The sequence below is a fragment of the Micromonospora sp. NPDC006766 genome (assembly GCF_040636055.1).
Lineage (GTDB): Bacteria > Actinomycetota > Actinomycetes > Mycobacteriales > Micromonosporaceae > Micromonospora.
Genome location: NZ_JBEYIX010000053.1, coordinates 1 through 22,152 on the forward strand (window position 1 = coordinate 1; position 22,152 = coordinate 22,152).

The 22,152-nt window shown below is 74.4% G+C and carries 17 protein-coding genes; 7 read left to right on the plus strand and 10 right to left on the minus strand.

The window, feature by feature from the left end; translation table 11 throughout:
* Together sucB and lpdA are read right to left on the minus strand one after the other, a co-directional pair.
* Nucleotides 1-1,886: 2-oxoglutarate dehydrogenase, E2 component, dihydrolipoamide succinyltransferase (gene sucB, locus ABZ671_RS27485; protein WP_357863507.1), on the minus strand; the 1,886-nt coding region annotated here is incomplete at its 3' end.
* 67 nt (nucleotides 1,887-1,953) lie between these two features.
* Complete coding sequence (gene lpdA / locus ABZ671_RS27490) at nucleotides 1,954-3,345, minus strand: dihydrolipoyl dehydrogenase (RefSeq protein ID WP_357863510.1); 1,392 nt, start codon at nucleotides 3,343-3,345, stop codon at nucleotides 1,954-1,956.
* A 178-nt stretch (nucleotides 3,346-3,523) separates the two neighbouring features.
* Here lpdA and ABZ671_RS27495 point away from each other — a divergent pair, with 178 nt between their 5' ends.
* Nucleotides 3,524-3,853 carry a hypothetical protein gene (locus ABZ671_RS27495; protein ID WP_357863513.1) on the plus strand — a complete coding sequence of 110 codons (330 nt, stop codon included), beginning with the start codon at nucleotides 3,524-3,526 and terminating at the stop codon, nucleotides 3,851-3,853.
* A 110-nt stretch (nucleotides 3,854-3,963) separates the two neighbouring features.
* On the opposite strand, the gene ABZ671_RS27500 is transcribed toward ABZ671_RS27495, so the two are convergent.
* On the minus strand, nucleotides 3,964-5,532 hold the full coding sequence (locus ABZ671_RS27500) for a leucyl aminopeptidase (protein ID WP_357863516.1): 1,569 nt from the start codon (nucleotides 5,530-5,532) through the stop codon (nucleotides 3,964-3,966).
* A 163-nt stretch (nucleotides 5,533-5,695) separates the two neighbouring features.
* Between ABZ671_RS27500 and gcvT the strand changes: the two genes are divergently transcribed.
* Nucleotides 5,696-6,826, plus strand: a complete 1,131-nt coding sequence (gcvT, locus tag ABZ671_RS27505) for a glycine cleavage system aminomethyltransferase GcvT (protein ID WP_357863519.1) — start codon at nucleotides 5,696-5,698, stop codon at nucleotides 6,824-6,826.
* Between the two features lie 76 nt (nucleotides 6,827-6,902).
* Here gcvT and ABZ671_RS27510 read toward each other — a convergent pair whose 3' ends face one another.
* From ABZ671_RS27510 to ABZ671_RS27525, 4 genes are all read right to left on the minus strand, one after another.
* Nucleotides 6,903-8,192, minus strand: a complete 1,290-nt coding sequence (locus ABZ671_RS27510; RefSeq protein ID WP_357863618.1) for a DUF2314 domain-containing protein — start codon at nucleotides 8,190-8,192, stop codon at nucleotides 6,903-6,905.
* A gap of 64 nt (nucleotides 8,193-8,256) precedes the next feature.
* Nucleotides 8,257-9,030, minus strand: coding sequence for an adenosylcobinamide-GDP ribazoletransferase (locus ABZ671_RS27515; RefSeq protein WP_357863522.1), 774 nt, complete (start codon nucleotides 9,028-9,030; stop codon nucleotides 8,257-8,259).
* Nucleotides 9,020-10,849 (minus strand): bifunctional adenosylcobinamide kinase/adenosylcobinamide-phosphate guanylyltransferase, encoded by a 1,830-nt coding sequence (locus tag ABZ671_RS27520; protein WP_357863525.1) that lies wholly within the window; start codon nucleotides 10,847-10,849, stop codon nucleotides 9,020-9,022. Before ABZ671_RS27520 ends, ABZ671_RS27515 begins: the two co-directional genes overlap by 11 nt.
* Nucleotides 10,850-10,923: 74 nt before the next feature.
* A complete protein-coding gene (locus tag ABZ671_RS27525; protein ID WP_357863528.1) occupies nucleotides 10,924-12,834 on the minus strand; it encodes a protein kinase in 1,911 nt (636 codons plus the stop codon).
* Between the two features lie 144 nt (nucleotides 12,835-12,978).
* On the opposite strand from ABZ671_RS27525, the gene ABZ671_RS27530 reads away from it, so the two are divergent.
* Together ABZ671_RS27530 and ABZ671_RS27535 are read left to right on the plus strand one after the other, a co-directional pair.
* Nucleotides 12,979-13,179: a hypothetical protein gene (locus tag ABZ671_RS27530; protein ID WP_357863530.1), complete on the plus strand. Its 201-nt coding sequence runs from the start codon at nucleotides 12,979-12,981 to the stop codon at nucleotides 13,177-13,179.
* The gene (locus ABZ671_RS27535) at nucleotides 13,179-13,970 is read left to right on the plus strand and encodes a site-2 protease family protein (RefSeq protein ID WP_357863533.1); all 792 of its coding nucleotides are present in this window, start codon (nucleotides 13,179-13,181) and stop codon (nucleotides 13,968-13,970) included. The genes ABZ671_RS27530 and ABZ671_RS27535 overlap by 1 nt, the downstream gene beginning before the upstream one ends.
* Nucleotides 13,971-14,026: 56 nt before the next feature.
* Here the strand turns inward: ABZ671_RS27535 and ABZ671_RS27540 are convergent, their stop codons facing one another.
* A complete protein-coding gene (locus ABZ671_RS27540) occupies nucleotides 14,027-15,025 on the minus strand; it encodes an aldo/keto reductase family protein (protein ID WP_357863536.1) in 999 nt (332 codons plus the stop codon).
* A gap of 42 nt (nucleotides 15,026-15,067) precedes the next feature.
* Nucleotides 15,068-18,778, minus strand: coding sequence for a WG repeat-containing protein (locus tag ABZ671_RS27545; RefSeq protein WP_357863539.1), 3,711 nt, complete (start codon nucleotides 18,776-18,778; stop codon nucleotides 15,068-15,070).
* Between the two features lie 240 nt (nucleotides 18,779-19,018).
* On the opposite strand from ABZ671_RS27545, the gene ABZ671_RS27550 reads away from it, so the two are divergent.
* From ABZ671_RS27550 to ABZ671_RS27560, 3 genes are read left to right on the plus strand one after another with little or no spacing between them, the layout of a single operon-like run.
* Entirely contained in the window at nucleotides 19,019-19,792 is a 774-nt protein-coding gene (locus ABZ671_RS27550) for an ABC-2 family transporter protein (protein ID WP_357863541.1), read from the plus strand.
* On the plus strand, nucleotides 19,785-20,594 hold the full coding sequence (locus ABZ671_RS27555) for an ABC-2 family transporter protein (RefSeq protein WP_357863544.1): 810 nt from the start codon (nucleotides 19,785-19,787) through the stop codon (nucleotides 20,592-20,594). The genes ABZ671_RS27550 and ABZ671_RS27555 overlap by 8 nt, the downstream gene beginning before the upstream one ends.
* On the plus strand, nucleotides 20,594-21,562 hold the full coding sequence (locus ABZ671_RS27560; RefSeq protein WP_357863547.1) for an ATP-binding cassette domain-containing protein: 969 nt from the start codon (nucleotides 20,594-20,596) through the stop codon (nucleotides 21,560-21,562). The genes ABZ671_RS27555 and ABZ671_RS27560 overlap by 1 nt, the downstream gene beginning before the upstream one ends.
* A gap of 19 nt (nucleotides 21,563-21,581) precedes the next feature.
* On the opposite strand, the gene ABZ671_RS27565 is transcribed toward ABZ671_RS27560, so the two are convergent.
* Nucleotides 21,582-22,142, minus strand: coding sequence for an XRE family transcriptional regulator (locus ABZ671_RS27565; protein WP_357863550.1), 561 nt, complete (start codon nucleotides 22,140-22,142; stop codon nucleotides 21,582-21,584).
* Nucleotides 22,143-22,152 lie beyond the last annotated feature (10 nt).

The window sequence follows — 22,152 nt, forward strand, 5'->3', positions numbered from 1 at the left end:
CCCGCCGAGAGCGAACAGTTCCTCGCCGTGCGACATGCCCCCAGCGGCGGCGAGCCGGCCACGGCCAAGGAGCCGGCCGGCGCCAAGCAGCCCGCCGGCTCGAAGTTGCCGGCCTCCAGCCGCTCCTTGACCGCGACGAGGAAGCGGGCCGCGTCCGCGCCGTCGATCAGCCGGTGGTCGTACGACAGGGCCAGGTAGACCATCGAGCGGACCGCGATGACCTCGCCCAGCTCCGGGTCGTTGACCACGACCGGCCGCTTCACGACGGCACCCGTGCCGAGCATCGCCGACTGCGGCGACGGCACGATCGGGGTGTCGAAGAGCGCGCCCCGGCTGCCGGTGTTGGTCAGCGTGAAGGTCGCACCGGCGATCTCGTCCGGGCTGATCTTGTTGGTGCGGGTGCGCTCGGCCAGGTCGGCGACCCGCTTGGCGATGCCGCCCAGGTTGAGGTCACCGGCGTTGTGGATCACCGGCACCAGCAGCCCGCGCTCGGTGTCCACCGCGATGCCGAGGTGCTCCGCGTCCGGGTAGGTGATCGTGCCGGCGTCCAGGTCCATGCTGGCGTTGACGATCGGGTACGTCTGCAGCGCCTCGACCGCGGCCAGGGCGAAGAACGGCAGGAAGGACAGCTTCACGCCGTGCCGCTGCAGGAACGAGTCCTTCGCCTGCGCCCGCAGCTTGGCGATCCTGGTGACGTCCACCTCGATCACCGTGGTGAGCTGCGCCATCTCGTGCAGCGACTGCTGCATCCGCTTGGCGATGGCCGTCCGGATCCGGGGCAGCTTCTCGGTGGTGCCCCGCTTCGCGCTCGGCTGCGGCTTCACAGCCGGCTTGGCCGGGGCCGCTGCCGCAGCGGGGGCCGGCTGGGCGGCCGGCGCGGCCTTGGCGGCCTTCGCCTTCTCCGCCGCGTCCAGCACGTCCTGCTTGCGGATCCGCCCGCCGACGCCGGTGCCGGTGACCGAGGCCAGGTTGACCCCGTGCTCGGCGGCCAGCTTGCGGACCAGCGGGGTCACGTAGCCGGCGGCTTCCTCGCCACCCTGCACCGGCGCGCTCGGGCGCTGCGGGGTCGGGGTCGGGGCGGCCGGCTGCGCGGCCTGCTCGACCTGTGCCGGCCGGGCGGCGGCCTCCGCCTCGGCTACCGGCTCGTTGTAGGACAAGCCCGGGGTCGGCTCCTCGACCTTCGGCGCCGGCGCGGCCGTGGGCTTCGGCTCCGGCTTCGCCTCGGCCTGCGGTGCGGGGGCCGGAGCGGGCGTCGGCTGGGCCGGCGCACCGGCCGCCCCGACGACCGCCAGGTCGGCGCCGACCGGGGCGGTCTCGTCCTCGGCGACCTTGATCTCCAGCAGCGTGCCGGCGACCGGCGAAGGAATTTCCGTGTCGACCTTGTCGGTGGAGACCTCCAGCAGGGGCTCGTCCACCTCGACGCTGTCGCCGACCTGCTTGAGCCAGCGGGTAACCGTACCCTCGGTGACGCTCTCGCCCAGGGCCGGCATCTTGACCGGGGTGCCCGCGCCCGTCGGCGCCGGTGCCGCCGGGGCTGCCGGGGCCTGCACCGCCGGCTGCTCCGCCTCGGCCTGCGGCGCGGCGGCGGCCGCCGCAGCCTGCTCCGCCGGTGCCGCCGGCTGCGGGGCGGCCGCGCCGGCCGCCTCGCCCGCGCCGGCGATGACCGCCAGTTCGCTGCCGACCTCGGCGGTCTCGTCCTCGCCGACCACGATCCGGCTCAGCACGCCCGCCGCGGGCGACGGGATCTCGGTGTCGACCTTGTCGGTGGACACCTCAAGCAGCGGCTCGTCGACCTCGACGGTGTCGCCCTCCTGCTTGAGCCAGCGCGTGACGGTGCCCTCGGTGACGCTCTCGCCGAGCCGGGGCATGGTGACCGATACCGGCATGTTCTCCAGACTCCTTCATTTCCCTGGTGGGATCATCGCCCGTCGCCGGACGCCGCGGTTGTCGTGGTCAGGCGTGCGCGTGCAGCGGCTTGCCGGCGAGGGCCAGGTGCGCCTCGCCCAGGGCCTCGTTCTGCGTCGGGTGGGCGTGCACGAGCTGTGCCACCTCGGCCGGGTAGGCCTCCCAGTTGTAGATGAGCTGCGCCTCGCCGATCAGCTCGCCGACCCGGGCGCCGACCATGTGCACGCCGACCACCGGGCCGTCCTCGACCCCGACCAGCTTCACGAAGCCGGTGGTCTTGAGGATCTGGCTCTTGCCGTTGCCGCCCAAGTTGTAGTTGTAGGTCTTGATTTTGTCGGCGCCGTACTTCTCCTTGGCCTTCGCCTCGGTCAGGCCGACCGAGGCCAGCTCGGGGTCGCAGTAGGTGACCCGCGGGATGCCGGCCTCGTCGATTACGGCCGGGTTCTGGCCGGCGATCTCCTCGGCGACGAAGATGCCCTGCTGGAAGCCGCGGTGGGCGAGCTGGAGACCCGGCACGATGTCGCCGACGGCGTAGACGTTCGGCACGCTGGTGCGCAGCCGCTCGTCGGTCAGCACGTAGCCGCGGTCCATCTTGACGCCCTGCTGCTCGTAGCCGAGGTTGGCGGTGTTCGGGCCGCGACCGACGGCGACCAGCAGCAGCTCGGCCTCGATGACCTCGCCGCCGGCGATGGTCACCCGGACGCCGTTCTCGGTCTTCTCGACCTTCTCGAACGGCTTGCCGACCTTAAAGTTGATCTTCCGCTTGCGGAAGGCCCGCTCCAGCGCCTTCGACGACTCCTCGTCCTCGGCGGCGACCAGGCGCGGCAGCGCCTCGATGATCGTCACGTCGACCCCGAAGGACTTCCAGACGCTGGCGAACTCGACGCCGATCACGCCGCCGCCGAGCACGATCGCGGAGGCCGGGATCCGGTCCAGGACCAGGGCGTGGTCGCTGGTGATGACCCGCTCGCCGTCGACCTCCAGGCCCGGCAGGCTCTTCGCGTACGAGCCGGAGGCCAGCACGACGTTGCGGCCGGTGTAGCGCTTGCCGTCGACCTCGACGGTGTTCGGCGCGACCAGCCTGCCGGCGCCCTCGATGATGGTGATCGCCTTGTTGCCCTTGAGCATCCCCTGGAGGCCCTTGTAGAGCCGGGCGATCACGCCGTCCTTGTACGAGTTGACCGCTGCCATGTCGATGCCGACCAGCTCGGCCTTGACGCCGAACTGCTCCGACTCGCGGGTCTGGTCGGCGATCTCGGCGGCGTGCAGCAGGGCCTTCGTGGGGATGCAGCCGTTGTGCAGGCAGGTGCCGCCCAGCTTGCTCTTCTCGATCAGGGCGATTGACAGACCCAACTGGGCGGCGCGCAGCGCGGTTGCGTAGCCGCCGCTACCACCTCCGAGGATCACGATGTCGAAGGTTGCGTCGTTCGGCTCGCTCACGTCCAACTCCCAGGTCGCGTCACTGCATCGGGGGTTACGGGGGAGTAACAGGCACACCCCACCTCGGTCATCTTGTCACCACCCGGGACGGAGCGGGTACCGAGGTGCCCAACGACACGTCCCCACCACGTACTCTTGGCACCGTCTTCAATGACGTACGGGGGAGGAGTTGGGTGCGGTGGGGCTGTTCCGACGACGCAAGCGCACGGGCGCGGTGAGCCGCGACCGGGTCGCCAACCGCGCCGATCTGGAGCACCTTGAGAACTTTGTCCGCACTCGGCGCGGAGTCGAGGCGTACCTGGAACCCCGCACCACGGTCACCGAGACCACGGTCATGCTGATCGCCGACGACGGCGAGTGGACCCGGCGCCGGGTCAGCGGCCCGGAGGAGGCCCGCCGCTTCGCCCACCAGCAAGGCATCCCCATCTACGACGTGCGCCTCATGGGCTACCCGCAGCGCATGCGCGACTACAACGAACGCCGCAAGCGTCGTCCCGAGCTCTTCTGACCGGCGCACCCGGCGCCGATGCGTCCGGCGCCCGATGCGTCCGGCGCCGATGTTAATAAGGGCCCCCTGCTCTGCACGAGGCGTTAACAGGGGGCCCTTCCTTGCAGGTGTCAGCCGTTGGCGGCGATGTCGTCGACCAGGTGGAGCAGGGTACGGACCGGGACGCCGGTGCCGCCCTTGGTCCAGTAGCCGGTGGGCTCGCCCGAGTGGTAGCCCGGCCCGGCGATGTCGATGTGCGCCCAGGCCACGTCCTCGGTGACGAACTCGCGCAGGAAGACGCCGCCCTGCAGCATGTGACCGGCCCGGTCCATGCCCGCGTTGACCTGCGAGATGTCCGCGACGTCGGAGTCCATGCCCTTGCGCACGTCCTCCGGCAGCGGCATCGGCCAGGCCGGCTCGCCGGTCGCCTCGCCGGCGGCCTTCACGCGCTCGCACAGCTCCGGGCTGCCCATCACGCCGGCGATCTTCTTGCCCAGCGCGATCACCTGACCGCCGGTCAGGGTGGACGTCTCGAACAGGTAGTCGGCACCGTCCTCGCAGGCCCGGGCGATGCCGTCGGCGAGGATCATCCGGCCCTCGGCGTCGGTGTTGAGCACCTCCACCTTCTTGCCGTTGTACATGGTGATCACGTCGCCCGGCCGGTAGCTGGTGCCCGAGGGCATGTTCTCCGCCATTGGCAGGTAGCCGGTGACGGCTACGGCGGGCTTGAGCGCCGCGACCGCGAGCATCGCCGCGCCGACCGCCGCCGCGCCGGCCATGTCGGACTTCATCTCCCACATGCCCTGGGCCGGCTTGATCGAGATGCCGCCGGTGTCGAAGGTGATGCCCTTGCCGACCAGCGCCACCCGCTTGCCGTTGCCGCCACCGGACGGGGTGTAGGTCAGCTTGACCAACCGCGGCGGGGCCTCCGAGCCCTGCCCGACGGCGAGGATGCCGCCGTACCCGCCGGCGGCCAGCGCCGCCTCGTCGAGCACCTCGACGCCGAGCCCGGCCTCCCGGGCGGCGGCGGCCACGGCCTCGGCGAACGCCGGCGGGCGCAGCTCGTTCGGGGCGGTGTTGACCCAGTCCCGGCTGGTCCGCACGGCACCGGCGACCGCCTGGGCCCGCGCGATCTCCGCCTGGGCGGTCGTGTCGCCGGCGTCCGGCACCGCGACCAGCACCTCGGCCACCGGCTCGCGCCGGGCCGGCTGCGGCTTGGTCTTGTAACCGGCGAACCGGTAGCCGCCCAGCAGCGCGCCCTCGGCGACCGCGCGCAGCGCGGCCGGGGCGTCAGCGTCGTCGGGCAGCGGCAGGGCGAGCGCGACGCGCGGCGCACCGGCCAGGGCGCGTACCGCGGCGCCGGCGGCCCGGCGCAGGGTCTCCGGGGCCGGTGCGGCGCCGGTCGGCTCGGGACCGAGGCCGACGGCGGCGACGACGGGGGCGGTGACCGTGCCCAGCGTGGCCAGCTTGATCACCTCGCCTGCGCCGCCGGTCGCGCCGAGCAGGGCCAGGGTCTCGGTCAGCTTGCCGTCGAACGCGGCGGCGATGCTCTCCGCGCCGCTGGCCAGCAGCAGGGCGCCGGCGGGGGCGTCGGACTCCTGCTCTGCGGTCTGGCTGTGCACGCCGATCACGATCGCGTCGACGGCGAGTTCGGCGGGGTCGGTGTCGACCAGACTGAGGGTGGTACGAGGTGATGTCACTGAGGCTACTCCGGGCGGGCCGGGCCGGCCGCGTCGTCGCGTACCGGCGATGAAGGTCTCCGGCGGCAACCTACCCGCCGGACGCGTGGCTGTCCCGCCGATGGGCTCCGACGGGGTCCCGCCGATGCTAACCAGCCTGCCAGCTGGCGGTAAGTTGCCACCCATGACCGAGGTGACCTCCGACGCTGCCGTGACCCGGCTGCGTCGTTCCCCGTTGCACGAGCGGCACACCGCCGCCGGCGCCAAGTTCGCCCCCTTCGGGGGCTGGGAGATGCCGCTGGAGTACGCCGGTGGCGGCGTGCTCAAGGAGCACACGGCGGTGCGTACCGGGGTGGGGGTCTTCGACGTCTCGCACCTCGGCAAGGCCCGGATCACCGGGCCGGGCGCCGCGGACTTCGTCAACGCGTGCCTGACCAACGACCTGCGCCGGATCGGCCCGGGCAAGGCGCAGTACACGCTCTGCTGCGACGACGCCACCGGCGGCGTGGTGGACGACATCATCGCCTACCTGCACGCCGACGACGACGTCTTCCTCATCCCGAACGCGGCGAACACCGCCGAGGTGGTCCGCCGGTTGCGCGCCGCCGCGCCGGACGGCGTGGTCGTCACCGACGAGCACGAGGCGTACGCGATCCTCGCGGTGCAGGGGCCGCGCTCGGCGGAGCTGCTGGACGCGCTGGGCCTGCCCACCGACCACGACTACATGAGCTTCTCCAGCGCGACGCTCGACGGTGTCGAGCTGACCGTGTGCCGCACCGGCTACACCGGCGAGTTGGGCTTCGAACTGGTCGCCCCGGCCGAGCACGCGGTCGCCGTGTGGGACGCGCTCTTCGCCGCCGGCGCGGCGTACGAGCTGCGGGCCTGCGGGCTGGCCGCACGGGACACCCTGCGTACCGAGATGGGCTACCCGCTGCACGGGCAGGACCTGTCCCCGGAGATCACTCCGGTGCAGGGCCGCTCCGGCTGGGCGGTGGGCTGGGACAAGCCGGCCTTCTGGGGGCGCGAGGTGCTGCTCGCCGAGAAGGCCGCCGGCCCCCGGCGTACGCTGCGCGGCCTCGAGGCGGTCGACCGGGCGATTCCGCGCCCCGGCATGGCCGTGTACGCCGGCGACCAGCAGATCGGCACGATCACCAGCGGCACGTTCAGCCCAACCAAGAAGCAGGGCATCGCCCTGGCCCTCATCGACACCGACCCGAAGCTGCCGGACGGCGAGACGGTGGAGGTGGACATCCGAGGCCGCCGCGCCCACCTCCGCCTGACCCGCCCCCCCTTCATCCAGCCCTCCGTCCGCTGAGGTCAGCCCTCGTTGATCATGAGGTTGGTGGCGGCAAAAGAGATCAACAACACCGCTAACCTCATGATCAACGTGGCTAGGCGGTGGGGGGGTTGCCGGCGTCGAGGACGGCCTGGGTCCAACCGCCTTCTATGACGCCGGTGGCGTCCAGGACGGCCCAGTCGACCACGTCCGTCGTCTCCACCACCACGGGGGCGCCGATCCGGACGGTGGGATCGCTGTTGGCGTCGCTGGCGCTGGCGCCGATGATCCGTTCCGGGGTCTCCCACGAGGTCACCCCGGCCCAGACGTACTCGGGGCCGTCGTCGCCGGGCAGGCCGTACTTCACCACCAGCTGCGACTCGACGGGCAGCTGACCGGCGAGGAACCGGGCCCGGATGTCACCCAGCCCGGCCCGGGCCGCAGCGATCGCCCTGCTCATCGCGTCGCCCGCGCGGGTGTACCGGACGTCCGGCTGGATGCCGCTGAACAGGGTGGCGCAGGCCGCGGCGAAGTAGCGGCCGGCCGGCCCGGGATGACCCGGCGGCGGGCTGAGGGTGAGGAACGAGTCGGCGTCCGGGTCGGTCGCCGGATCCAGTTCCAGCCGCAGCAGCACCGGCGCGGTCGCGCCGTGCTGCCCCGGATTCCCGTACGCCACCGCGATGTCGTGCCCGGTCACCGTGGCCAGCACCGGCAGCTGCACGAACGCCGGCACCTCCTCGCCGGCCAGCCCCGCGGTCCAGTCCCGCAGCAGCCGCCGCGCGGCACCGGTCATCACCGCGCCCCAGGCCCGGGTCAGGTGGTCCGGCACGCCCTGGGCCTGAAGCTCCAGCAGCCCGAAGCGGCGCAGCCCCTTCGTGGTGAACCAGAGCCCGTCGGTGTCCGACGAGTAGGGCACCAGCACCCAGTCGACCAGCCGGATCCGACCGTCGGCGTCGGGGAGGGAGCGCAGCGCGGCCGCCGGGTCCAGGAACTGGAGACCGAAGACGTCCACCACGTCCCCGTCGACCGTCTCGGCGATCGCCGCGGCCACCGCCCGGGCCGCCCACTCGTGCGCCGGCGGCCACCCGGGCCGATATTCCGCCTGCACCACCACCAGGTGGGTCGCGGCGGCCAGCCGGGCCAGCTGAGTCTCGGTGGCGCCGAACGCGGTGAGCAGATCCGGCGGCAGCTCGGGAAACTCGCTGATCTGCCGGGTGTCCACGCTCATCAGCGGGCTGGCCAGCATCTGCTTCGCCAGCCCGTGCACCGGCTCGGCGAGCCGGCCGGCCAGGGCCTCCACCGCCGTCTTCGGGCTGACCCTGGGCAGCCCCGCGATCGGCACCAGGTAGGTCGCGTCCAGCGACTCCGGCACCGGTACGGGCAGGAAATCGTCCGTGATGAGCATGCCGTCCCCCTCGACCGCGCCGCTGCCGTCGACCACGAACGCTACCTGCCGCGACGGGTGACCCTCAGCCGGACAGCACCAGTCCCAGGTAGACCAGCGTGGTGACGATCTCCACGGTGGCGCCGAGCACGTCTCCGGTGATGCCGCCGAGCCGGCGTACCACGTGCCGCAGGAGCCCCGCCGCGACGGCGAGCGCGACGACGACGGCGAGCGGCCCCTGCCACGGGCGGCCCGGCACCGCCGGCACCGCCAGCAGCGCGACGGCGGCCGCGCCGACGACCAGCGCGACCGGCCCCACCGTGCCGGCCACCAGCGCGCCCAGCCCCTCCGGCCGGGCGGCCGGCACCCCCCGGCGGCAGGCCAGGCCGACGCCGAGCCGCCCGGCCGCCGTGGCGGCGGCCACCCCGGCGAGCGCCGCCGGCCAGGACCGCCCGGCCAGGCCGGCGAGCACCGCGGCCTGGAGCAGGAGTACGACCACCAGCGCGACCACCCCGAACGGGCCGACGTCCGGCTTCTTCATGATCTCCAGCGCCGCCGCGCCGCGCCGGTACGAGCCCAGCGCGTCCACGGTGTCGGCGAGCCCGTCCAGGTGCAGGCCCCGGGTGAGCAGCGCGCCGAGACCGACGGTGACCCCGGCGGCGACCAGCGGGGGCGCGAGGGCGGCGGCCAGCAGCAACACCACCGCGAGCAGCGCGCCGAGCAGCGCCCCGACCGCCGGGGCGAGCGCCATCGCGGCACCCGCCGCGGCCCGGTCCACCCGGCCGGCGCGGACCGGCAGTGTGGTGAAGGTGGTGACCGCCAGCCGGATTCCGTCGGCGACCCGTGCCTCAGTCGGCACGCCGGCCGGGGGACTCCGGCACCGTGACCGCCTCGTCCGGCTCGACCGTGGTGGGCCGGCTGGGTCCCGGGCCGGCTGGCTCCGGCTCGGCGAACTCCGGTTCGGTGGGGGTGGGCCGGCTGGGCCCCGGGCCGGCCGGTTCCGGCTCGGCGAATTCGTCCTCGTCGTACTCGGTGTCCCGCAGCGACGGGTGCACCGGCAGGGTGGCCGCCAACGACAGCATCGAGCGCAGCAGCGGCAGGGTGGCCAGCGAGGTCGCGCCCTCGCCCAGGCCGAGCCGCAGGTCCACCAGGGGGGCCAGGCCGAGCACGTCGGCGGCGTGCCGCACCGCGGGCTGACCGCCGTGGTCGGGCAGCAGGCACCAGTGCCGGGCCTGCCCGGCCAGGTCGCGGCTGACCAGGCCGGCGGCGACCCCGACCGGCCCGTCCAGCAGCACCGGGATCCGCCGGGCGGTCGCGCCGAGCAGCACGCCGGTGGCCACCGCGATGTCCCCGCCGCCCAGCTCGGCCAGCACGTCCTTGGCGTCGCGCGGGCCACGCCGGGTGCGGTGCAGGGCATCCCGGACCGTGGCGCAGCGGACCATCCAGGCCGCGTCGTCGATCTGGCCCTGCTCGGTCAGCACCCGGCCCAGCACCATCGGCGCTTCCGCGCCGGTCGTGGCCACCAGCACCGCCGCGGCGGCCGCCTCGGCGCCGGCCCCGCACGCGGCCAGCACCAGCAGCTGTACGCCCGCGTCGGCGGCCTGTTCGGCCAGCCGCCAGCCGTACCGCAGGGCCGACTCGACCTGCTCGGCGGTGAGCGCCGGCTCGTCCTCGATGGCGGCGGAGGCGGGCGCCTCGACCACCTGCAGGCTGGCCCCACACTCGGCGGCCAGCCGGGCGAGCGCCCCCTGGCCGGCGCGCGCCTGCCGGGCACGGCGGGCCGACTCGTCGGGCGTTGCGCCGGCCGACGCCCCGCCGGCGTGGTCGCCGTGCAGCAGCAGCACCCGCACGGAGGTCCAGGGCGCGGGAGTCGCGGTGCCCTGGGTGGCGGCGGCGAAGCCGACCACCCGTTCCAGCACGCCGAGCCCGGCGCCGGGGATGTCCAGGGTGGCGAGCCGGTCGACCGCCTGCGGACCGACGTAGTCGTCGGGCATGGGCAGCTCCATGCCGGGCTCGATGGTCAGGCCGGCGGCGACCGCCGGCGGCGGTTCGGCCCACTCTGCGGCCGTCGCCACCGGTGCGCCGGCCTGGCCGGGGCCGGCCTGGGACGGCACGGCGGGTTGGCGCGGGGCGGCCGGCTTCAGCCAGGCCGGCTGGCCGGCCACGACCAGCACCACCGCGTCGCAGGCGTCGGCGATCGCCCGGTTGGCCGCGCCCAGCGCGTCGGTGAAGGCCCGGCCGAGCGGCGTGGTCGGCACCAGGCTGAGCCCCACCTCCGGGCTGACCAGCACCAGCCGGGCGCTGCTCGCCCGGACGGCCGCCGCCAGCTCGGCGATGGTGGCCGGGTCGTCGGCGGGCTGGCGGGCCGGGTCGAGCAGCACGGTCACCCAGCCGCCCAGGTCGTCGACGAGCAGCGTCTCGTTCGGCCCGGCCGCCGCGATCACCTCGGCCAGCCGGCCCGGATCCGCCGCGGTCTCCTCGGTGGTCCAGGTGCCCGGCCGGCGGGCGCGGTGCGCCGCCAGGCGGGTCGCCCACTCGGTGTCCGCCGGGTCCCCCTCGGGCGCGGTGGCCACATATCGGACCATGGGTGCGTCGGCGACCAGCGATTCCGCGAACTCGGACTTGCCGGACCGGATACCGCCGAGCACCAGGAGCGTGTTCCACCCGTCAACGGACATGCCCGTACCTTAAAGCCGTCCGACCCGTCGCCGCCCGCCGGCCCGTGCGTGAGCCGACGGGCTGGGACGACCGGTCAGCCGCAGTGCCCGGATGGGCTGTTGTAGCTGGCCCCGCCGGTCGATCCGCCCCACTTGACGCAGGTCTTGGCCGCGGCGGCCCGGACCGGCCCGGCGTAGTACGCGAACGACCCGCCGTCGGTCTGCCGGGTCTTCCCCTGCACCTCCAGGTACGCGGTCACCGGGGTGGCCCGGCCGACGTCGGTGTCCTTGAGCGTGACCACGCAGTTGTTCCCGTTGGCCGAGTTGTAGAGCAGGTAGACCCGGCCCTTGCGGACCCCGTTCGCGGTCAGCGTGGCCGAGTCGATCACCTGGTAGCCGCTGCCACACGCCTGCCCGGCCGTGTACGGGTTGGGCTTCTCCGGGGCCTTGGTCGTGCTGGTCGGCTTCGGCGCACCGGTGCCGCCGGTGGACGGGGACGCCGGCGCGGGCGCCCCGGCCGACGGAGTGGTGGCACCGGGCGTCGATCGGTTCGGGGCGGCGGACGGCGATCGCTCGGTCCGCCCGGTACGGCTCGGCGTCGGCCCCGCAGCACCCTCGGTGACCTGCGGTGTCGGCTCCGGGTCGGCGACCGGGCCCTCCGCGTCCACCGCGTCCACCGTGGTCTGCGTGGTCTGCGTGGTCTGCGCGGACCGGCCCTGCGGTGGGTCGTCGTCGCGCAGCGCCGCCACGGCGACCGTGGCCGCCACCGCGACGAGAACCACGCCGGCCGCCCCGGCCAGGGCGAGGGCCCGTCCCCGCCCCGGACGTCCCGAGGGCTCCTCCAACGTCGGCGGAACGCCGGAGCCGGCGGGCCGGTTCTGCTCCGGCCCGTACCCCCCGGGGCGCGGACCGGGCTGGCCGGGTTGCGCCACGCCGACCGACCAGACGGGACCGGCCGGGGGCGGGCCGCCGCTGCCGGCCGCAGCGGCGGTGGCCTTCGGCGCCGGTGCGGGAGGGCGCGGATCCGAGGGCTCGCCGACGCCCGGGCTGGCCGGGGACCCGGCGGATGGGGACGCGCCGGACGGCGTACCCCCGGACCGGTCTGCGGCGGCCCCCGGCACGGCCGGGCCGGCCACCGCCCAGGGCGGCTGCGGCGGAACGGGGACGCTGGCCAGGGTGGCGTCCCGGACGTCCTGGGCGGCCTCGGCCATGGCGAGCGCGCTCGGGTACCGGTCGCCGGGGCTCTTCGCCAGCGCCCGGTTGACCATTTCCACCACCGCCGGGGGCGTGCCCGGCGGCAGCGGGGCGGGCTCGTCCTGGGCGTGCCGCAGCGCCACCTGGAGCGGGTTGTCGCCCTCGAAGGGCGGGTGGCCGGCAAGGCAGAAGTACGCGACCGCGCCGAGCGCGTAGACGTCGGTGGCCGACGAGACGGGCTGGCCGGTGGCCTGCTCCGGCGACATGTACGAGGCGGTGCCGAGCACCATGTGCGCGGCGGTGATCCCCGCCATGGTGGTGGCCCGGGCGATCCCGAAGTCGACCAGCACCACCGTGCCGTCCCGCTTCACCAGCAGGTTGCCGGGCTTGACGTCGCGGTGCACGATCCCGGCGAGGTGAGCGGCGTGCAACGCGTGCGCGGCCTGCGCCACCACCGACATGGTGGACGCCGGGTCGAGCCGGCCGGCGCGCCGGACCCACGTCACCAGCGGATCGCCGTCGACGTACTCCATCACCAGGTAACTGACCTGGCTCTCGTCGGCGAGGGTGGCGGAGCCGAAGTCGTGCACCTGCACGATGCCCGGGTGCCGCAGCGCGGCCATCATCCGGGCCTCGGCGTGGAAGCGGGTGGTGAACTCCGGGTCGGCGACCAGCGACGGCAGCAGCACCTTCACCGCGACCTCGCGATCCAGCAGGGTGTCGGTGCACTTCCAGACGGCCCCCATGCCACCGGTGGCGATGCGTTCGTTCAGCCGGTAACGGTCGCTGAGGACCACTCCTCGAGTCAGCACCGCGCCACCGTACCGGCCGTGGATCTGTCGCATGATCCACCCGGGTGTCCGGTCCGGCACGTGCTGCCCGGGCCGTTGTTCGTCCGGCCGACTACGCTTGCGGGGGTTCCGTCCCGGGAGGACGGCGGTGAGGGGAGACACGGCATGGCGTGGAGCTGGCGGTACGAGGGCACGAACGGCGAGTCGGTCGACGGCCCGAGCGAGTCGTTCGGCAGCCAGGCGGACGCCGAGTCGTGGATCGGTCAGACCTGGCGGGAGCTCGCGACGTCCGGCGTCACCTCCGTCACGCTCGTCGAGGACGACCGGGTGGAGTACCGGATGAGCCTGCTGCCCCCGGCCCAGTGATGGGCTACGACCGGCCGGCCGAGCCGCTGGTGCTCGGGGTGCCCCGCGCGGCGTTCCGGCCCAGCCCGATCTTCCTCGCGCTGGTCGCGCTCTTCGTGACCAGCGGCGTGCTGACCTGGTACGGGTTCGGCAACGTCCGGTTCGACGTCTTCCTGTTCGTGGTCTCGGGCTGGCTGGTGTCGCTCTGCCTGCACGAGTACGCCCACGCGGTGGTCGCCTACCGGTCCGGGGACCGGGACATCGCCCACCGGGGCTATCTCACGCTCAACCCCCTGAAATACACCAATCCACTACTGTCGATCATTCTGCCGGTGGTCGTGGTGCTGCTCGGCGGGATCGGCCTGCCCGGTGGCGCGGTCTGGGTGGACCGGCACGCCATCCCCGGCCGGCTGCGGCACACCCTGGTCAGCCTGGCCGGCCCGGCCACCAACGTACTGTTCACCCTGCTGCTGGTGATGACGCTGCTGATCGGCCCCGGCCTGGTGGGCGGCCCGCTGGCGTTCTGGGCCGGGGTGGGCCTGCTGGCGTTCCTTCAGCTCACCGCCAGCGTGCTCAACCTGCTGCCGGTGCCTGGCCTGGACGGCGGCAACATGATCCAGCCGTGGCTCAGCCCGTCCTACCGCCGGATGTACGACATGTTCGCCCCGTTCGGCTTCATCCTGCTGTTCGCGCTGCTGTGGAACCCGCGGATCGGTGGCTGGTTCTTCGGCGCGGTGTTCGGCATCGCGGACCTGCTGGGCCTGCCCCCCGACCTCTACCTGCTCGGCCGGGAGCTGATCCGCTTCTGGTAGGGCTGCGCCGGACCCGGTCCGGCCGGGGCGCGCCGCGCCGACCGGACCGGGGATTCTCACGGACGCTGGGCGGGGGACTCGGTCTTCGCCGGGTCCCGCTCGGTGATCGGCTCGACGATCTCGTCTATCGCCTTGAGCAGGTCGGCGTCGAGCTTGACGCCCGCCGCCTTCACGTTGTCGTGCACCTGCTCCGGCCGGGACGCCCCGACGATCGCCGAGGAGACGTTCGGGTTCTGCAGCACCCAGGCGATGGCCAGCTGCGCCATGGTCAGCCCGGCCTGCTCCGCGAGGGGCTTGAGCCGCTGCACCCGGGTGAGCACCTCGTCGGTGAGCCACTTGGCGATGAAACCGGCGCCCGACTTCTCGTCGGTGGCCCGGGTGTTGGCCGGCGGCGGCTGGCCCGGCAGGTACTTGCCGGAGAGCACGCCCTGGGCCATCGGCGACCAGACGATCTGGCCGATGCCCAGCTCCTCCGAGGTGGGAATCACCTCGGCCTCGATGACCCGCCACAGCATCGAGTACTGCGGCTGGCTGGAGACCAGCGGGATACGCAGCTCGCGGGCGAGCCGGTGGGCCTCGCGGAGCTGCGCCGCCGTCCACTCCGAGACGCCGATGTAGTGCGCCTTGCCGGAGTGCACGATGTCGGCGAACGCCTCCATCGTCTCCTCCAGCGGAGTGCTGTAGTCGTAGCGGTGGGCCTGGTAGAGGTCCACGTAGTCGGTCTGCAGGCGGCGCAGCGAGCCGTTGATCGACTCCATGATGTGCTTGCGGGACAGCCCGCGGTCGTTGCGACCTGGGCCGGTCGGCCAGTAGACCTTGGTGAAGATTTCCAGCCCCTCGCGGCGCTCGCCCTTGAGCGCGCGGCCCAGCACCTCCTCCGCCTTCGTGCCGGCGTACACGTCGGCGGTGTCGAAGGTGGTAATGCCGGTGTCCAGGGCGGCCCGCACACAGGCGGTCGCCGCCTCCTCCTCGACCTGCGAACCGTGGGTGATCCAGTTGCCGTACGAGATCTCGCTGACCATCAGGCCCGAGCGGCCTAGGTGTCGGAATTCCATACCCCGACCCTAGCCCCGCCCGATCATGGTCACCGCCGCCGGTCAGAGCACCGGGCTGGTGTCGGCGAGCAGATGTTCGATCTCCGCGACCACCGCCGCGCGACTCGGGTGCGCCCGCGCGATCAGCGGCTCGCCCCGCCGGTCCAGCGCCCCCCAGCGGCCCGACTCGTCGCCCACCAGGAAGGCGACCGGGTGCACGACCAGCGCCGAGTACGCCGGTTCGACCAGCACCCGGCCGGTCCGGTCGACCACGCCCCGGCGGCCGGCCAACTCCACCACGGCCAGGCCCTCCTCGGTGAAGCCGTCCACGTACCGGCCGTCGGCCAGGGTGGTGGTGAAGCCGTGGTACCGGGTCGGCACGACGACCTGACCGGTCCGGTCGACCGCGCCCCAGCCGCCGTTCTGGCGGACCACCGCCAGGCCGCCCCGGAACGGTCGGACGTCCTCGTAACCCGGCGGGATCCGCACGATGTTGGTCGGGTCGACCGCCATCCACCGGCCCTTGCCGTCCATCGACACCCAGGCCAGCTCCTCGGAGAACGAGCCCACCGCCCGGTAGCCGTTGTTCGCCTCGATCAGCGTCACCCCGGCCGGGTCGATCAGCGCCCACCGGGACGCCTCCGGGCGGCGTACCCAGGCCAGGCCCTCGCGGAACGGCTGCACCTCGGCGTACCGGTGCTCGATCACCAGCTCGCCCTCGGCGTCCGCGTACCCCCAGAGCTGCTGTTCGTCGTCGAACGTGGGCGCCGGGTGCCGCTGCTCGCCCAGGATCGTCTCCCGGGTACGCGGCTTCGGGCCGAAGCCGTCGGCCCCAGCCCGTTCGGCGACCGCGTCCAGCGCCACCACCGTACGCGCGTTCAGCTCGGCATCCTCGCCCTGGCGCAGGTCCAGGGCCCGCTCGAAGTGCAGGCACGCCTCGACGAGCCGGCCCTGGTCGTAGCAGGACCGGCCGGCGTGCTCGTGCAGCACCGCGCGCAGGCGGTCGGGCAGTTCGGACGAATTGGCCTCGGCGAAGAGCCGGTCGGCCTCCGCGTGCTCGCCCCGCCAGCGCAGCACCTCGGCCAGCCGCGCGCGGGCCAGCGCGGTCCGCCGTAGCTCGCCGGTGGCCTCCGCGTACGTGAGCGCGAGCCGCGCGTCGGCGACGGCGTCGTCCAGGTCGCCGAGGATCCGGGCGGCCACCGACCGCAGACTCAGCAGCCGGGCCCGGGTGCGGTTGTCCAGCGCGCTGCCGAGCTTCGTGGTGAGCCCGTCCAGGATCGCACGCAGCGCCTCCGGATCGGGTGCCTCCTCGCGCAGCTTCTCCGGGTGTAGCCGCCACCGGACGGCGGCCAGCGCCTGCTCCGGGTCCGCCGGGCGTACCTCCCGCGGCTCGTCCTCGGCCGGGGCGGCCGGTGCCGGCGGCGCGGACACCTGCGCGGGTGGCGCGGATACCTGCGCGGGTGGCGCGGATACCTGCGCGGGTGGCGCGGACACCTGCGCGGGCGGCGCGGAGATCTGCGCGGGTGGCGCGGATACCTGTGCCGGAGCGTAGGCCGGCGGCGCGGACACCGGCGGTGGAGTGTATGCCGGTGGGGCGGGTGGCGCGGACACCGACGACGGGCTCGGCGCCGGAGGGGCGGACACGGGCGGTGCGGACCCGGGCGGGGCGGACACCGGGGCCGGTGGTGCCGACACCGGCGGCGCCGCGGGGCCGGGATCCTGGATCGGGAACACGGGCGCGGCCGACATGGCGTCCGATGCGGTGGCCGGGCCTCCAGCCGGCGGCGCGGTGGGCGCTCCCGCGGTGGGCCGGTCGGCGGTCGGCGGATCGTCCTCATCGGTCGGCGGGATCGGGCCGGTGGCGGGCTCGGCGTCGGCAGGGACGTGCACGGGCGGTCGAGGCTCCCCGCCCCGCTCGTCGCCGCCCCGCTCGTCGCCGACGCGAGGCGGGGCGGAGGCGGGCGATCCCGACACCGGCGCAGGCGGGGCGGCGCTGATCGGCTGCCCCGCCGCACCCTGCCCGGCTGGCGGTACAGGCAGCGGTTCGTCATGGGCTGCTGGGCGGGCCTCGGTCTCGCCGGGTGGATCCGCCACCGGCCCGTTCGGCCGGAACCAGGCGTCCATGCCGCCGGCCGGGCGACCCGCCGAATGCGTAACCGCCGGGTTGTCGTCGGGCCGGACGGGCCGCGCAGTCTCCGCGGCACCGGGGTCGCTTCCGGCCTCGACCATCGATGGAGGTGATACGGGCTCGGGCACGCCGCCGGCCGGGCCCGTGGACGCAGGGGCGGCCGGCGGCGCCGATACCGGTCCGGCCGGCGGCGCCGACGCCGGGGCGTCGACCGGCCGGGTCTGCGGTGCCGGGACGGCCATCGACTCCGGAACCGGTGGCCGGGGCGGCGTGGACGCGGGCGGCGCGGAAACGGGTGGCGTTGGGGCAGGGGACGTCGCCCGCTCCCGCCTGTCGTCGGCTGCGTACGCCGCAGGACGCTCGCGCATGTCCTCGGGCGCGGCGTACGCCGGAGGCCGCCGGTCCTCAGGCCTCGGCGCGGCCGGCACCGGCGGTCGCTCACGCAGGCCGTCCGGCCGGGGGGCGGACGCGGCCGGCCGGTCACGGACGTCGTCGGGGCGGGTACGGGCGTTCGGCGCTTCCGGCCTGGGCCAGCCGGTGTCGGGGCGGACCGGACCGGCTTCGGCCGGGCGCGCCGGCCGGCCGTCCGGACCGGGACGGTCGGGGCCGGTCGGGCGGTGCCATTCGTCGGGCCGGTAGCCGGCCGGCTCGCTGCGGGGGCGTCGCTCGACAGGCGGCCACTCCTCGGCACGCGGGTGCGCCGAGTCCGACGGCAGGCGGCGGCCGTCCCACCGCTCGTCGGGGCCGTGGGCGCCGGGGCGTGGGCCACCGGGCCGGCCGGGCTCCGCACGGTACGGATCCACGGGCCGCCGGTGACCGTCGGGTGCGGTGGGTGGGGCCGGCATTGGGTTCCCGGCGTGTGCGGCCGCCTCCCGGCGCGGGTCGGAATCGCGGCGTGGCGCACCGTCGAAGCCCGGTTCCCGCCGTTCGACCGGCCGGTCGAAGCCGGGGTCGCGTCGGTCCACCGGGCCGCGAGGCACTGCGGAGGGCGGTCCCTCGGGTGTTCCCCGGTGCTGCTCCGACCGGGCCGGGCGCGGCTGGGGGCGGTGCGGGAACTCCTCGGGCTCCGGCAGCCAACCGGGCTCAGGCGCGGGAGAGACCGGTCGGCGGGAGTCCCCGTCCGGCGCTGGCATCCGCCGTCCGGGCTCGGGGCGTACCCAGCGCGGGTCGTGCCGGTCCTCCGGCCAGCCGGCGGAGCGTGCGCGGTCCGGCGTCCGGTCCTGGCCGCGCGGGTCGTATCGGTCGCCCTGGTGCGGAGCGAAGCCGCGTCGGGGCGACTGGTCCGCGCGCACGTCGTCCGGCGCGTGGCGGTCTGCCCAGGGCCGCCGCTCGCCCGGGCGCGGCTCGTCCCGGCCGCGCCCGTCCGGATACGCGGGTCGCTCGCCGGGACCGGGGTACGCGCCGTTCCGGTCAGCCGGCGCCGGGCTGACCGGGTATGCGTCCCGGCCCGGTGGCGGGTTGACCGGGTGCACCTCGGCGCGGCCGACGACGGCGGCCCGGCCACGCGGCGCGGGTGGCGGGGTCAGGTTCTCGATGCCGATGTCGCCCGGGTAGCGCTGCCCCGGGAACTGCGGGCGCCACTCGTGGGTGGGCTCGGCCGCCCAGGACGGTTCGGCCAGCTCGCGCCAGCGGTCCCAGCCGCTCATCGGGGGACCCTGTCGCCGCCCGCGCGGCGCGGCCCCGGGGCCGGCTCGCGTCGATCGCTCACGGCGATGTCACCTCGTTGGAAAATTGTCGCGCCGGGCGCCAGACGTGCCGGTAGAGTCGCCCGGTCCGGCACGTCGTGGCTGCGAAAGGAGGGTAGCGGCGTGGGCTCCGTCACCGCCACTGTGGCATCGCCCACGAGCGCAAACGTTACCCGATGGTTTCGGACATTCAGCGCTATAGTGGCATCCGGTTTTCGGCGATACGCCACCTACCGCCAGGCCGCCCTGGCGGGCGTGATCACCAACAGCGTTTTCGGCTTCCTGCGTTACTACATCTTCGTCGCGGCGGCCGGCGCGACGGGCCGGGTCGCCGGTTACGACCGGACCCAGCTCGCCACGTTCGTCTGGGTCGGGCAGGGACTGCTGGCGGTGGTCCTGCTCTGGGGCTGGACCGAGCTGGCCGACCGGATTCGCACCGGTGAGATCGCCGCCGACCTGCTCCGCCCGGTCCACCCGGTGACCAGCTACCTCGCCACCGACCTGGGCCGGGCCGGCTTCGCCGCGCTGTCCCGGCTGGTGCCGCCGGTCTTGGTCGGCCTGCTCCTGTTCGACGTGTACCTGCCCCGCCAGCCGGCCACCTGGCCGTTGTTCGCGCTCTCCGTGCTGCTTGCCGTGCTGGTCTGCTTCGGTTGCCGCTACCTGGTCAACGCCACCGCGTACTGGTTGCAGGACGTGCGGGGCCCGCTGATTCTGTGGACGCTCTGCTCCGGCGTGCTCGCCGGGCTCTACTTCCCGCTGGGCTTCCTGCCCGGTTGGCTGGAGGCCGTGCTGCGCTACGGCACCCCGTTCCCGAGTCTGCTTCAGATCCCGCTCGACGTGCTGGTCGAGCGGGATCCGGCACCGATGCGGCTCGGCCTGGTCGGGGTGCAGTTCGGCTGGGCTGTCGCGCTGCTCGCCCTCAGCCGGCTGGTGCAGCGCCGGGCCGAACGCCGGCTGGTGGTGCAGGGTGGCTGAGCCGGGGACGCTTTCCGCGTACCGGGCGCTGCTCGGCGCGCAGGCCCGGTCGCAGGCGGCCTACCGGACGTCGTTCGTGGTGGACCTGATCGGCAACGTCGGGGCCACCGTGTTCGACGTGGTCACCGTGTTCGTGCTCTTCGGGGTCACCCGGGAGCTGGGCGGCTTCACGCTGCGCGAGACGCTGGTCATCGTCGGTCTGTCGTCGTTCGCGTTCGCCAGCGCGGACCTGCTGGTCGGCAACATCGAGCGGCTGTCCCGGTATGTCCGCACCGGTCTGTTCGACGCGGTGCTGGTCCGCCCGCTGGCGGCGCTGCCCCAGCTGCTGCTCATGGACCTGCCGCTGCGCAAGGTGTCCCGGGCGGTCTTCGGGCTGGCCGTGCTGGTGGTGGCGCTCGCCTCGGCCGGCATCCACTGGACACCGGAGCGGGCGGCGCTGGCGGTGGTCGCCCCGCTCGCCGCGGTGGTGTTCTTCGGCTCCGTCTTCGTCATCACCGCCACCGTGTCGTTCTACTGGATCGACTCGGGCGAGCTGGCCAACTCGGTCACCTACGGCGGGCGTGACTTCACGGCATACCCGATCACCGTCTACGGCGGCTGGTTCCGTGCGCTCTTCGCGTACGGGATGGGCTTTGCCTTCGTCAGCTACCACCCGGCGCTGGCGCTGCTCGGCCGGGCCGACCCGCTCGGCCTGCCCGCCTGGGTCGGCTGGGTCGCGCCGGGCGTCGCGCTGGTCGCCGCGGCGGTCGCCGCCCTGGCCTGGCGCGTCGGGATCCGCCACTACCGGAGTACGGGGTCTTGATGAGCGTCATCGAGCTGCGCGGGCTGCGCAAGGAGTTCACGGTCCGGGTGAAGGCGGGCCGGCTGCGCCGGGAAAGGCGCACCGTCACCGCGGTCGACGGGATCGACCTGCGGGTCGAGCGCGGCGAGATGGTCGGCTACATCGGCCCCAACGGGGCCGGCAAGTCGACCACCCTGAAGATGCTCACCGGCGTGCTCATGCCGTCGGCGGGGGAGGCCCGGGTCTGCGGGTTCCGCCCGGTGGCGGAGCGGACCCGCCTGGCGCTGCGCATCGGGGTGGTCTTCGGGCAGCGCTCGCAGCTCTGGTGGGACCTGCCGCTGCGCGACTCGTTCGAGCTGCTCCGGCACGTCTACCGGGTGCCCGCGGGCGAGCACGCCGCCCGGCTGGCCCGCTGCCGCGGCCTGCTCGACCTGGACGAGTTCCTGGACACTCCGGTCCGCCAGCTCTCCCTCGGGCAGCGGATGCGTGGCGAGCTGACCGCCGCGCTGCTGCACGGCCCGGAGGTGCTCTTTCTCGACGAGCCGACCATCGGGCTGGACGTGGTGAGCAAGCAGGCTGTCCGGGGCTTCCTGGCCGAGCTGGGCCGGGCCGGCGACACCACCCTGGTGCTCACCACCCACGACCTGGCCGACATCGAGCGGCTCTGCCAGCGGCTCGTGGTGATCGACCACGGCCGGGTGGTGCACGACGGTTCGATCGCCGCGCTGCACAGCCGCTACGGTTCCCGCCGGATGGTCGTCGCCGAGCTGGACGCCCCGCTGCCCGAACCGCCGGCGCTGCCCGGCGCGCCGCTGGTGCGGACGGCGGCGGACGGGCACCGACTGGTCTTCGCGCTGGAGTCGGCGAGCGTCGCCGAGGTGGTGGCCGGGCTCGCCGGCCTGGCTGCCCTGCGGGACATCTCGATCGTCGAGCCGGACATCGAGGAGGTCGTCGCCCGGCTCTACCGCGCCCCGGCGGAGATCGGCTGAGCGCCGGCCTGCCGCCGGCTCAGGGGTGTTCCATCACGAGCACGGCGAAGGTGCCCGGGGCCAGCGCCTCGTATCGGTGCGGCGTGTCGCCGGGGAACGTGGCGTAGTCGCCCGGACCCAGCTCGACCAGGTCGGAATCCGGGCCGAGCCGCATTCGCCCGGCCGCCACCACGACATGCTCGACACTGCGCGGGGTGTGCGCCTCGGCCACCCGGACCGCACCGGGCTCCAGCTCCATCACGTACACGTCGCGGCGGACGTGCGGCGCGCCGGCGGCGAGCAGGGTGGCGGAGAAGTCGGCGTGCTCGGAGCGGATCCGGGGGCCCTCGCCGGCCCGGACGACCCGGACGGCGGCCGTGGGAGGTTCGACCAGCCGGCTGAACGGTACGCCCAGCGCGACGCCCAGCGCCCAGAGCGTCTCGACGCTCGGGTTGCCGGCGCCGTTCTCCAGCTGGGAGAGGGTGGACTTGGCGATGCCGGCCCGGCGGGCCAGCTCGGTCAGCGAGATGCCCGTCCGGTCTCGCTCGCGGCGCAGGGCCGCTGCGATGGTGGCCAGCGGGGGAGCGGGATCGACCGTCACTGTTCGCTCC